Source organism: Chromobacterium sp. IRSSSOUMB001, assembly GCF_023507765.1.
GTDB classification, from domain to species: domain Bacteria; phylum Pseudomonadota; class Gammaproteobacteria; order Burkholderiales; family Chromobacteriaceae; genus Chromobacterium; species Chromobacterium haemolyticum.
The window spans coordinates 130,380-141,785 of record NZ_JALCYU010000002.1 but is presented as its reverse complement, the minus strand read 5'-3'; the positions used below and the strand labels follow the sequence as shown (position 1 = coordinate 141,785).

General features: G+C 60.9%; 10 protein-coding genes. 8 read left to right on the top strand and 2 right to left on the bottom strand.

Annotated elements, in window-relative coordinates:
- The first annotated feature begins 15 nt into the window (after positions 1-15).
- From gmhB to mpl, 6 genes are all read left to right on the top strand, one after another.
- On the top strand, positions 16-561 hold the full coding sequence (gmhB, locus tag MOV80_RS02740) for a D-glycero-beta-D-manno-heptose 1,7-bisphosphate 7-phosphatase (RefSeq protein WP_019103520.1): 546 nt from the start codon (positions 16-18) through the stop codon (positions 559-561).
- Positions 562-587: 26 nt separating this feature from the next.
- Positions 588-1,364, top strand: a complete 777-nt coding sequence (locus MOV80_RS02735; RefSeq protein ID WP_019103521.1) for a lysophospholipid acyltransferase family protein — start codon at positions 588-590, stop codon at positions 1,362-1,364.
- On the top strand, positions 1,324-2,034 hold the full coding sequence (locus MOV80_RS02730) for a SprT family zinc-dependent metalloprotease (protein WP_240333856.1): 711 nt from the start codon (positions 1,324-1,326) through the stop codon (positions 2,032-2,034). The genes MOV80_RS02735 and MOV80_RS02730 overlap by 41 nt, the downstream gene beginning before the upstream one ends.
- Positions 2,035-2,196: 162 nt before the next feature.
- Positions 2,197-2,577: a lactoylglutathione lyase gene (gene gloA, locus MOV80_RS02725; protein ID WP_043591907.1), complete on the top strand. Its 381-nt coding sequence runs from the start codon at positions 2,197-2,199 to the stop codon at positions 2,575-2,577.
- 520 nt (positions 2,578-3,097) lie between these two features.
- Positions 3,098-4,507, top strand: coding sequence for a sodium:proton antiporter (locus tag MOV80_RS02720; RefSeq protein ID WP_043632591.1), 1,410 nt, complete (start codon positions 3,098-3,100; stop codon positions 4,505-4,507).
- Between the two features lie 133 nt (positions 4,508-4,640).
- Positions 4,641-6,020, top strand: a complete 1,380-nt coding sequence (mpl, locus tag MOV80_RS02715) for a UDP-N-acetylmuramate:L-alanyl-gamma-D-glutamyl-meso-diaminopimelate ligase (protein WP_118268592.1) — start codon at positions 4,641-4,643, stop codon at positions 6,018-6,020.
- Between the two features lie 79 nt (positions 6,021-6,099).
- Here the strand turns inward: mpl and MOV80_RS02710 are convergent, their stop codons facing one another.
- Both MOV80_RS02710 and aceA read right to left on the bottom strand, forming a co-directional pair.
- Positions 6,100-6,654: a flavodoxin family protein gene (locus tag MOV80_RS02710; RefSeq protein WP_019101048.1), complete on the bottom strand. Its 555-nt coding sequence runs from the start codon at positions 6,652-6,654 to the stop codon at positions 6,100-6,102.
- A gap of 261 nt (positions 6,655-6,915) precedes the next feature.
- Positions 6,916-8,214: an isocitrate lyase gene (aceA, locus tag MOV80_RS02705; protein ID WP_019101049.1), complete on the bottom strand. Its 1,299-nt coding sequence runs from the start codon at positions 8,212-8,214 to the stop codon at positions 6,916-6,918.
- Positions 8,215-8,677: 463 nt separating this feature from the next.
- Between aceA and grpE the strand changes: the two genes are divergently transcribed.
- Entirely contained in the window at positions 8,678-9,226 is a 549-nt protein-coding gene (grpE, locus tag MOV80_RS02700; protein ID WP_043632594.1) for a nucleotide exchange factor GrpE, read from the top strand.
- A gap of 116 nt (positions 9,227-9,342) precedes the next feature.
- Positions 9,343-11,274 (top strand): molecular chaperone DnaK, encoded by a 1,932-nt coding sequence (gene dnaK / locus MOV80_RS02695; protein WP_019101051.1) that lies wholly within the window; start codon positions 9,343-9,345, stop codon positions 11,272-11,274.
- Positions 11,275-11,406 lie beyond the last annotated feature (132 nt).

The window sequence follows — 11,406 nt, the reverse complement described above, 5'->3', positions numbered from 1 at the left end:
TAGACGGGGACAACCGTGAAACTAGTGATACTCGACCGTGACGGCGTGATCAATGAGGACCGCGACGATTTCGTCAAATCGCCGGCGGAGTGGGTGCCGATCGAACACAGCTTGGAGGCGATCGCCAACCTGACCCAGTCCGGCTGGCGGGTGGTGGTGGCCACCAATCAATCCGGCATCGGCCGCGGCCTGTTCGACATGCAAGCGCTTAACGCCATGCATGAGAAAATGCACAGGCTGGTGGGCCAGGCCGGCGGCCGCATCGATGCGGTGCTGTTCTGTCCGCACGGCCCCAGCGCCGGCTGTGACTGCCGCAAACCGTTGCCGGGCATGGTGCTGGAGATTGCGGAGCGCTTCAATGTGAAACTGGACGGCTTGCCGCTGATCGGCGACAGCCGCCGCGATCTTGAGTCGGTGGCGGCGGTGGGCGGCCTGCCCATCTTGGTCAAGACCGGCAAGGGGGCCAAGACGCTGGCCGACGGCGAGCTGCCGGCCGGCACCCTGGTGTTCGACGATTTGTACGACGCCGCGGAATATCTGATCGATTCCCGCGAACGTTGACTTCAGAAAAGGATAGTGTTCCAAGCATGCTGAGTTTATGGCTTCGTAACCTGCTGTATTGGCTGGTGCTGATCATCATCACGCCGCTCTTCTTCTTTCTGCTGCTGCTGTCCGCGCCGCTGCCGCGCCGCGCGCGCCATGTGTTCGGCGTCAGCTGGGCCTTGAGCCTGTTGTGGATGCTGGAGCACGTGATCGGCTTGAAATACAAGGTGCTGGGCGCGGAAAATCTGCCTGAGCAGCCGTCGGTGATCTGTTCCAAGCACCAGTCCGGTTGGGAAACCTTGGCCTTGCAGAAGATTTTCCCGTGGCAAGTGTACGTGGCCAAGCGAGAGCTGACCTGGATTCCGGTATTCGGCTGGGGTCTGGTGCTGATGAACCCCATCATCATCAACCGCTCCGACCGCGCCAACGCCAACCAGCGTTTGCTGGAGCAGGGCTTGGAGCGCAAACGCCACCGTTTCTGGATCACGGTATTCCCGGAGGGTACCCGCACCAAGCCGGGCGTGGCGGGCAAATACAAGCTGGGCGCGGCGCGCATGGCCAAGCAGTTCGACATGCCGCTGGTGCCGGTGGCGCACAACGCCGGCGAGTTCTGGCCGCGCAACGCCTTCCTGAAATACCCCGGCGAAATCACCGTGGTGGTGGGCCAGCCCATTGTGCCGAGCGAAGAGCTGGGGCCGGAGGCGATGATGAAGGAGGCCGAGCAGTGGATCGAGGCGCGTCAGCGCGAGATCGGCGGCGTCGGCCCGTTTGCGGACGAGGATGAAAAGCGCAAGCGTCTGGCTGCGTCTGCCGCTGCCTGACGGCGAGGTGGATGTGGTGCTGACCCGTCGTCCGCGCAAGAGCGTGGGCATTCGGGTGAGCGCGGGCAGGGTGGAGCTTGTCGCCCATCCGGCGGTTAGCGCCGCCCGTCTGCGCGAAGTGTTGTTGGAGCGTCGAGACTGGATCGCCGGCCATGTGGCGCGACAGAGGCTAGAGCGGCGGCAAGCCGAAGATCTCAGCCAGCTGCGCTGGCGGGGGGAAGCGCTGCCCATCGTGCTGACGGCCGGCGTGAGGCGCACGGCCAGACTGACGGCGGAAGGGTTGATTGTTACCGGTATCGCGCACGGTGACGCGGCGGCCTTGAAGCAGGCGGTCCGCCGTTTCTTCAAGCGAGAGGCTGCTTTGCGGTTTCCGGCTCGGATGGTGGAACTGGCGCGCGGCTGTCGTCGCCAGCCCTGCGGCCTGCAGCTGTCGTCGGCGCGCACGCGTTGGGGCAGTTGCACCGCCGCCGGGATCATCCGGCTGAACTGGCGCTTGCTGCAAGCCCCGCCGATGGTGCTGGACTATGTGATCGCCCATGAACTGGCCCATCTGGAACACATGAACCATTCGCCCGCCTTCTGGGCGGAGACTGCGCGTCTATACCCGGACTGGCAGGCGGCACGGCGTTGGCTGAAGCTGCGCGGCGCCGAGCTGTTCCATTTTGATTAATGAATAAAGAACCGGTTCATGATCTTGCTAGCTAAGGCGAGACAAGGCGAAAATGGCTGAAAAAGCGGAGTGTACATACGGTACATGCGCATTTTGAAGGCGTTTTCAACGCCGTATCGCTGACGCGCAGCAGATCGTGAACAGGTTCTAAGGAGAAGAATGATGCGTTTACTACATACCATGCTGCGAGTGGGCAACTTGGAGCGCTCGCTGGCGTTTTACCAGGAAGTGCTCGATATGAAACTGTTGCGCCGCCAGGATTATCCGGAAGGCCGCTTCACCCTGGCCTTTGTGGGTTACGGCGCGGAAGAGGAACAGACGGTGCTGGAACTGACCCACAACTGGGACACCGAGTCCTACGAACTGGGCACCGGTTACGGCCATATCGCCGTGGAAGTGCCGGACGCCTACGCCGCCTGTGACATGGTGCGCGCCAAGGGCGGCAAGGTCACCCGCGAAGCCGGCCCGATGAAGCATGGCACTACGGTGATCGCCTTCGTCGAGGATCCGGACGGCTACAAGATCGAGTTCATTCAGCGCTGAGAACCTGTTCACGATCTGCTGCGCGTCGGCGATACGGCGTTGAAAACGGCATTCGAAATGCTCATGTACCGTGTGTACACTCCGCTTTCTCAGCCGTTTTCGCCTTGCCTCGCCTTAGCTCGCGAGATCGTGAGTAGGCTCTAAGCATTCTTGTTCGAGGGCCCTTGAACAGCTTTCAAGACAAGGCCGGCGGCAATGAGCCGCCGGCCTTGTTTCATCAAATGCTTAATTAGCGTGGCAATTGCGCAAAAACTCTTGGTTCCGATTCCGGTTTTCCTTGTCCGGACTGCCCGAGTTATGGGACGATGTAACGCTTTGTAACCGTTCTGGCCGAAACGGAGGCGCCGCTTCCACGGAGACGAGATCCGCGCCGGCCTGACGGCTAAGCGTCAGCGCAACGGCATCCGGCTGCCGTTTCGCGTCGATAACACTGCCGGAATCCACTCTTTGCATAGCCTGCCCTCACGCGGCGCAGGCGATGGCGCTTTTATCAATGGGCGTCATGCCCTCGGGAAGATAGATGACCAAAAAACTCTTTAGCGCCGCCGCGCTGGCCCTGCTGCCGACGCTGGCGCAAGCCGCTGAACTGGACGGCGCCACCTTGAGCCTGGCCTGGGGACTGCCGTTTGCCGGCATTTTGCTGTCCATCGCGCTGTTCCCCATATTCGCGCCGGGTATCTGGCACCACCACTTCGGCAAGATCACCGCGGTCTGGACCGTGCTATTCCTGGCGCCCTTCGCGGTGGCATATGGCCTAGGCACTTCTATGGCGCTGATCGTTCACGCCCTGTTCGCCGAATATATTCCCTTCATCGTGCTGCTGTTTTCGCTGTACACAGTGTCCGGCGGCATTCTGGTGTGGGGCTCGCTGCACGGCTCGCCCAAGCTCAATACCGCCATCTTGGCGATCGGCACCGCGCTGGCCTCCATCATGGGCACCACCGGCGCGGCGATGCTGTTGATCCGCCCCTTGCTGCGCGCCAATGAAAAGCGCAAGCACAATGTGCACGTGGTGGTGTTCTTCATTTTCCTGGTGGCGAATATCGGCGGCGGCCTGACTCCGCTGGGCGACCCGCCGCTGTTTCTCGGCTTCCTCAAGGGCGTGAGTTTCGGCTGGACGGTGCAGCACATGGCGCTGCCGGTATTGGTGTTGTCGCTGGCGCTGCTTGCCATTTTCTACGTGTTGGACAGCTATCTCTTCAAGAAAGAAGCCCAGGCGGGCACGCTGCCGGAGGTGGATCGCTCCAAGGACAAGCCGATCAAGCTGCATGGCAAGCGTAATCTGTTCCTGCTGGCCGGCATTGTCGGCGCGGTGTTGATGTCCGGCGTTTGGAAGCCGGGCGTGGAGTTCGACATCATGGGCACGCATGTCGAGCTGCAGAACATCATTCGCGATCTGGCGCTGATCGGCCTGGCCTTCGCCTCGCTGTGGATCACTCCCAAGCAAGTGCGCGCCGGCAACGAGTTCAACTGGGATCCCATTCTGGAAGTGGGCAAGTTGTTTGCCGGCATCTTCGTCACCATCGGCCCGGTGATCGCCATTCTGCGCGCCGGCGCCGACGGCCACTTGGCCGGCCTGGTGCGCATGGTGTCCGATGCCAACGGCCAGCCGGTGAACATGATGTATTTCTGGATGACCGGCATTCTGTCCAGCTTCCTGGACAATGCGCCCACCTATCTGGTGTTCTTCAACCTGGCGCATGGCGACGCTCAGGTGCTGATGGGCCCGATGGCGGACACCCTGCTGGCGATCTCCATGGGCGCTGTGTTCATGGGCGCCAATACGTATATCGGCAACGCGCCCAATTTCATGGTCAAGGCCATCGCCGAGCATCGTCATGTGAAGATGCCGAGCTTCTTCGGCTATCTGGGCTGGTCCTGCGCCATTCTGTTGCCCTTGTTTGTGCTGATGACGCTGATTTTCTTCTGAACCCGCCGTCCTGTTGCAGACAAAGCCCGCTGTCGCGGGCTTTGTCTTGTTCGAGCCGGAGGGCATGGATGTCGGCCCCGCCGCTTTCCGGTATGCTTGCCGTTTTGCCGTTTTCAATACGCTGAACCAAACTATGCACATCCATATCCTGGGCATTTGCGGCACCTTCATGGGGGGCATCGCCGCTATCGCCAAACAGGCCGGCCACAAGGTCACCGGCTGCGACGCCAATGTATACCCGCCGATGAGCACCCAGCTGGAAGCCATGGGCATCGAGCTGATCCAGGGCTTCGGCGCGGAGCAGGCCGACATCGGCGCGGACATCTTCGTGGTGGGCAATGTGGTGACGCGCGGCAAGCCGCTGATGGAGGAAATCCTCAATCGCGGGCTGCCTTATATCTCCGGCCCACAGTGGCTGGCGGAAAACGTGCTCAAGGATTTATGGGTGCTGGCGGTGGCTGGCACTCACGGCAAAACCACCACCAGTTCAATGCTGGCTTGGATCTTGGAAGATGCCGGCCTGGCGCCGGGCTTCCTGATCGGCGGCATTCCGCAGAACTTTGGCGTGTCGGCGCGCCTGCCTGGCGCGCCGCGTCAGGACGCGGCGAGCGTCAGCCCCTTCTTTGTGATTGAGGCTGACGAATACGATACCGCCTTCTTCGACAAGCGCTCCAAATTCGTCCATTACCGGCCGCGCACCGCGGTGCTGAACAACCTGGAGTTTGACCACGCCGACATCTTCGCCGACCTGGCGGCGATAGAAACTCAGTTCCACCACCTGGTGCGCACCGTGCCGGGCCAGGGCCTGATCGTCAGCAATGGCCGGGAGGCGAGCTTGGATCGGGTGCTGGAGCGCGGCTGCTGGACGCCGGTGGAACGCTTTGGCGCGGACGCCGGCTGGCAGCTGGGCGCGCTGGAGGACAATGGCCATTTCGATGTGCTGCTCAACGGCCAGATTCAGGGCCGGGTGCGTTGGGATTTGATGGGCGAACACAACCGTCTCAACGCCTTGGCGGCAATCGCCGCCGCTCGCCATGTCGGCGTGGCAGTGAGCCAGGCCATTGATGCATTGTCGCGCTTTCAAAACGTAAAGCGGCGTATGGAGGTGCGCGGCGTGGCGGCCGGAGTCACGGTGTACGACGATTTCGCCCATCATCCCACCGCCATCGCCACCACCCTGGCCGGCCTGCGCCACAAGGCAGGTGGGGCGCGCATCCTGGCGGTGCTGGAGCCGCGCTCCAACACCATGAAGCTGGGCACGATGAAGGCTGCGCTGCCGGCCTCTCTGGCCGATGCCGACCTGGTGTTCTGTTCCGCCGCCAATCTGGGGTGGAACCCCGGCGAGGCCTTGGCAGAGCTGGGCGACCGCGCGCAAACCTTCGACAATTTCGACGCGCTGCTGCAAGCGGTGGTGGCCGCGGCGCGCCCGGGCGACCATGTGCTGGTGATGAGTAACGGGGGCTTCGGCGGCATTCATCAGAAGCTGCTGGACCAACTGGCCATGTGCGGCTGAGCGACATGCGTCGACGCAAGAAAGGGGGCCGTTGGCCCCCTTTGTCTTTTACGACGCGGAGTTTATCGTAAACAGGTTCTTAGCCGCGCAGTTTGGCGGCAATGCCGGCCACGCGCTGGCCGTAGGCCTTGGCGGTGTCCAGATCGCCCTGCGGGATTTCGTCGACGCTGGCGTCGGACGGCGATTGCACCAGCAGGCCTACCGAGCCGCCCAGATTGTTGATGTCCTCGCGGCTGGCGTTCTTGGCGTTGCTGGGCAGCAAGCCCAGGCTGACCCACAGACCGCCGTGCTGAGAGGCCAGGGTTTGCAGATAAATCAGCGAAACCTGTTTGTCGCCGTTCAGGCTGGCGCTGTTGGTGAAGCCGCCGAACACCTTGTCCTGCCAGCCTCGTGTGAACCAGACTTTGGAGCTGGCGTCGGCGAATTTCTTGAACTGCCAGCTTGGGCTTCCCATATACGTGGGCGAGCCGAAAATGATGGCGTCGGCGCTATTTAGCAGATCCCAGGCGCCGGCGGGCAGATTACCCTCGGCGTCAATGGCCAGCAATTGCGCACCGGCGCCTTCGGCGACATGCTGGGCCACTTGCTGGGTGTGACCGTAACCGGAGTGATATACAACGACGACTTTCGCCATGGCGAGCCTTTCATATTGCCGTGAATTAACAAAGGCCCGCAGCGAGGTGGGCCTTGTGCAAGTATTGGCGATGATGGTGAATTGAAAAAGCGTCGTCGGATAAATTAATTATTTAGTCGCATTAAACAATCTAGACGGCTTGACGCATTTTCGGTATCGCGAGCCGTGGGCTTGAAAAGTAGCTTTTCGGCGCAGCGGCAGGTCAATAAAAACGCCCACGGCAAGGTGGGCGTTTTCTCGGCTTGAAGCCTGTGCCGCGGCTTAGTGGAACTGCTCTTCCTCGGTGGAGCCTGTCAGCGCTGTGACGCTGGATTGGCCGCCCTGGATCACGGTGGTGACGTCGTCGAAGTAGCCGGTGCCCACTTCCTGTTGATGGGATACGAAGGTGTAGCCGCGTTCGCGGGCGGCAAACTCCGGCTCCTGCACTTTTTCAACATAGGCGGACATGCCGCGGGCAACATAATCTTGCGCCAGGTCGTACATGTTGTACCACATGTTGTGAATGCCGGCCAAGGTAATGAACTGGTACTTATAGCCCATCGCACCCAGTTCGCGTTGGAATTTAGCGATGGTGGCGTCGTCCAGGTTCTTCTTCCAGTTGAAGGACGGCGAGCAGTTGTAGGCCAGCAGTTTGCCCGGATGCTTGGCGTGAACCGCTTCGGCGAACTTCCGTGCGAATTCCAGATCCGGTGTACCGGTTTCGCACCAGACCAGATCGGCGTAGTCGGCATAGGCGATGGCGCGGCTGATCGCCTGTTCCAAGCCTTTCTTGGTCTTGTAGAAGCCTTCGGCGGTGCGCTCGCCGGTCAGGAAGGGACGGTCGCGCTCGTCGCAGTCGCTGGTCAACAGATCGGCGGCTTCGGCGTCTGTGCGGGCGATCACCAGAGTGGGCACGCCGTAAACATCGGCGGCCAAGCGCGCGGCGATCAGTTTCTGCACGGCTTCCTGGGTCGGGACCAACACCTTGCCGCCCATGTGGCCGCATTTCTTCACCGAGGCCAATTGGTCTTCGAAGTGCACGCCGCCGGCGCCGGCGCGTATCATCGCCTTCATCAATTCATAGGCGTTCAGCACGCCGCCGAAACCGGCTTCGGCATCCGCCACGATAGGGGCGAAGTAGTCGATGAAGCCGGCGTCGCCTTGCGCCACGCCCTTGGAATGCTGGATTTCGTCAGCGCGGGTGAAGGCGTTGTTGATGCGCTCCACCACCTTGGGCACAGAGTCCACCGGATACAGCGACTGATCCGGGTACATCGCGGAATATTCATTGTTGTCGGCGGCCACTTGCCAGCCGGACAGATAAATGGCTTTGACGCCGGCCTTGACCTGCTGCATGGCCTGACCGCCGGTCAGCGCGCCCAGACAGTTGATGTAAGGCTCGCTGTGGAGCAGGCCCCACAGTTTGTCCGCGCCGTTGCGCGCCAACGAGTACTCAATCTGCAGCGAGCCGCGCAGTCGTTCCACATCAGCGGCGCTGTAGCCGCGCTTGATGCCTTTCCAGCGGGGATTTTCGTTCCAGTCTTTCTGGATGGCTGCAATGCGTTGTTCGCGAGTCGTCATGCTAAAGCCCTTCTCGATACGTTTCTGTGCGCGCCGGCAGTCGCCGGCGTCCTCATTAAGCGATCTGTTTCATCCGGTTTTTCCGGATTTTCTTGCGGCCGGCCCTCATGGCGCCGGCTCGGCATGCCCGCCGCTCAGACCCTGCGGATAGAGGGCCGCCCGGCAGTGCACTTGCGGGTGTGGCTCAATTATTAGCACAAAAAAAAACGCTTGTGTGCAGTGCAGCACAAAGAAAATTGTTGATTTTCAAAAGCTAACAGTAACTTTCCTAAAACGAATATTGCGGCTCGCTCAAGCGTTTGCTTTTAGAAAATAAAAGTCCGCAAACGCACATCCGCGTTTGGCAGCCTGGGCGCGGCGGTCTGAAGCGGTTCAGTCGTTTTCAGGACTTGAATTCCGCGATGAAGCCCCTACCTTGAGTCGGGACTATTCGTACCGCTGAATCCAAATCCGAGGAATTGCCATGCAGGACAAGCAAAACATCGCGGCAGACGCCGTGGACAATGACAATATCGACGCAACGGTGGCGGAGCAGGCCGTAGAGCAAGAACTGAGCGCAGAGCAGCGGATCGCCGCTCTGGATGCGGAAGTGGCCGAACTGAAGGACGCATTGCTGCGCGCCCGCGCCGATCTGGAAAATCAGCGCCGCCGCGCGCAGGAAGACGTCGCCGCCGCGCACAAGTACGCGATCACCAAGTTTGCCGGCGAGTTGGTGTCGGTGAAGGACTATCTGGAAATGGCCTTGCTGGATCAGAGCGGCCAGATCGACACCCTGAAGATGGGCGTGGACATGACGCTGAAGCAGTTGGTCTCCGCTTTCGACAAGGCGCAGATCAAGGACATCGCCCCTCAGGCGGGCGACAAGCTGGACCCGCATCAGCATCAGGCGATGAGCGCGGAAGAGGCCGACGCCGAGCCCAACACCATCGTGCGAGTGATGCAAAAAGGCTACCAGATCTCGGACCGCGTGCTGCGTCCGGCGATGGTGGTGGTGGCTAAGGCGAAAGCATAAAAAAGGGCGGCGTGCTCCTCTTGAAATAATGGGCATAGCCAATACCTATTGAGACAACAGGCGGTCGCTATCGAACAAATGGCCGCTGAAACGAATTAAGATAAAGGAACTTCGACATGGGTAAAATCATTGGCATCGACTTGGGCACCACCAACTCCTGCGTATCGGTAGTGGAGGGCGGCAACCCGAAAGTCATCGAGAACGCCGAAGGCGCTCGCACCACCCCGTCCATCATCGCTTACATGGACGACGGCGAAATCCTGGTTGGCGCGCCGGCCAAACGCCAGGCCGTGACCAATCCGCGCAATACCATCTACGCCGCCAAGCGCCTGATTGGCCGCCGCTTCGAAGATAAGGAAGTGCAGAAAGACATCGACCTGATGCCTTTTGAAATTCTGAAAGCCAAGAACGGCGACGCCTGGGTGAAAGTGCGCGACCAAGAACTGGCCCCGCCGCAAATCTCCGCCGAAGTACTGCGCAAGATGAAGAAGGCCGCTGAAGATTATCTGGGCGAGGAAGTGACCGAGGCGGTGATCACCGTGCCGGCTTACTTCAACGACAGCCAGCGCCAGGCCACCAAGGACGCCGGCCGCATCGCCGGTCTGGAAGTGAAGCGCATCATCAACGAACCGACCGCCGCGGCACTGGCTTTCGGCCTGTCTAAGCAGGAAGGCGACCGCAAGATCGCGGTGTACGATCTGGGCGGTGGCACTTTCGACGTGTCCATCATTGAAATCGCCGATGTGGACGGCGAGCACCAGTTCGAAGTGTTGTCGACCAACGGCGACACCTTCCTGGGCGGTGAAGACTTCGATCAGCGCGTGATCGACTACATCGTGACCGAGTTCAAGCGCGAACAGGGTGTGGATCTGAAGAACGATGTGATGGCGTTGCAACGTCTGAAGGAAGCCGCTGAAAAAGCTAAGATCGAGCTGTCCAGCGCGACCCAGACCGAGGTGAACCTGCCATACATCACCATGGATGCCACCGGCCCGAAACACTTGGCGATGAAGATTACCCGCGCCAAGTTCGAAAGCCTGGTGGAAGATCTGGTCGAGCGCTCCATTGAGCCGTGCCGCGTTGCGCTGAAGGATGCCGGCCTGTCGGTCAACGACATCTCCGACGTGATCCTGGTCGGCGGTCAGACCCGCATGCCCAAGGTGCAGGAAAAGGTTAAAGAGTTCTTCGGCAAGGAGCCGCGCAAGGATGTGAACCCGGACGAAGCCGTGGCTGTCGGCGCGGCGATCCAGGGTTCGGTACTGTCCGGCGACCGCAAGGACGTGTTGCTCTTGGACGTGACCCCGCTGTCGTTGGGCATTGAAACCCTGGGCGGCGTGATGACCAAGCTGATCCAGAAGAACACCACCATCCCGACCAAGGCGTCGCAGGTGTTCTCCACCGCCGACGACAACCAGACCGCGGTGACCATCCACGTGCTGCAAGGCGAGCGCGAGAAAGCTTCCGCCAACAAGAGCCTGGGCCAGTTCAACCTGGGCGACATTCCGCCGGCGCCGCGCGGCATTCCGCAGATCGAAGTGGAGTTCAATATCGACGCCAACGGTATTCTGCATGTGTCGGCTAAGGACAAGGCTTCCGGCAAGCAGGCCAACATCACCATCCAGGCTTCTTCCGGCTTGTCCGAAGCCGAGATCCAGCAAATGGTGAAGGACGCCGAGGCCAACGCCGAGGAAGACAAGAAGCTGCACGAGCTGGTCACCGCGCGCAATCAGGCGGAAGGCCTGATCCACAGCGTGAAGAAATCTCTGGCCGAGCACGGCGACAAGATCGACGCTGCCGAGAAGGCCAAGATCGAAGACGCGGTGAAGGCGGCCGAGGAAGTGGCCAAGAGCGAAGACAAGGCCGCGATCGAAGCCAAGACCGAAGAACTGGCCAAGGCCAGCCAGAAGCTGGGCGAAATCATGTATGCCCAGGCTCAGCAGGCTGAAGCCGGCGCCCAGCAGGGCGGCGCGGACGCGCAGGCGGGCAAGCAGGAAGACGGCAACGTCGTCGACGCCGAGTTTGAAGAAGTGAAGAAAGACAAGGCTTAATCGCCAGCCGATGTCTTGACGCCTGATGACCGGGCCGGGCCCGCCGGAGTGTTCCGCGGCTCGGACCGGTCATTGGCGTATGGTGGCCGGCCGCGCAGGGGGCTTGCTTCCCGTGCAGGCTGAATTTTGAGA

What these genes read in the sequence shown, in the direction of transcription:
- gloA (WP_043591907.1), top strand. Translation starts at nt 2,197, where the DNA reads ATGCGTTTACTACATACCATGCTGCGAGTGGGCAACTTGGAGCGCTCG.
- MOV80_RS02730 (WP_240333856.1), top strand. Translation starts at nt 1,324, where the DNA reads ATGAAAAGCGCAAGCGTCTGGCTGCGTCTGCCGCTGCCTGACGGCGAG.
- mpl (WP_118268592.1), top strand. Translation starts at nt 4,641, where the DNA reads ATGCACATCCATATCCTGGGCATTTGCGGCACCTTCATGGGGGGCATC.
- MOV80_RS02710 (WP_019101048.1), bottom strand. Translation starts at nt 6,654, where the DNA reads ATGGCGAAAGTCGTCGTTGTATATCACTCCGGTTACGGTCACACCCAG.
- dnaK (WP_019101051.1), top strand. Translation starts at nt 9,343, where the DNA reads ATGGGTAAAATCATTGGCATCGACTTGGGCACCACCAACTCCTGCGTA.
- grpE (WP_043632594.1), top strand. Translation starts at nt 8,678, where the DNA reads ATGCAGGACAAGCAAAACATCGCGGCAGACGCCGTGGACAATGACAAT.
- MOV80_RS02735 (WP_019103521.1), top strand. Translation starts at nt 588, where the DNA reads ATGCTGAGTTTATGGCTTCGTAACCTGCTGTATTGGCTGGTGCTGATC.
- MOV80_RS02720 (WP_043632591.1), top strand. Translation starts at nt 3,098, where the DNA reads ATGACCAAAAAACTCTTTAGCGCCGCCGCGCTGGCCCTGCTGCCGACG.
- aceA (WP_019101049.1), bottom strand. Translation starts at nt 8,214, where the DNA reads ATGACGACTCGCGAACAACGCATTGCAGCCATCCAGAAAGACTGGAAC.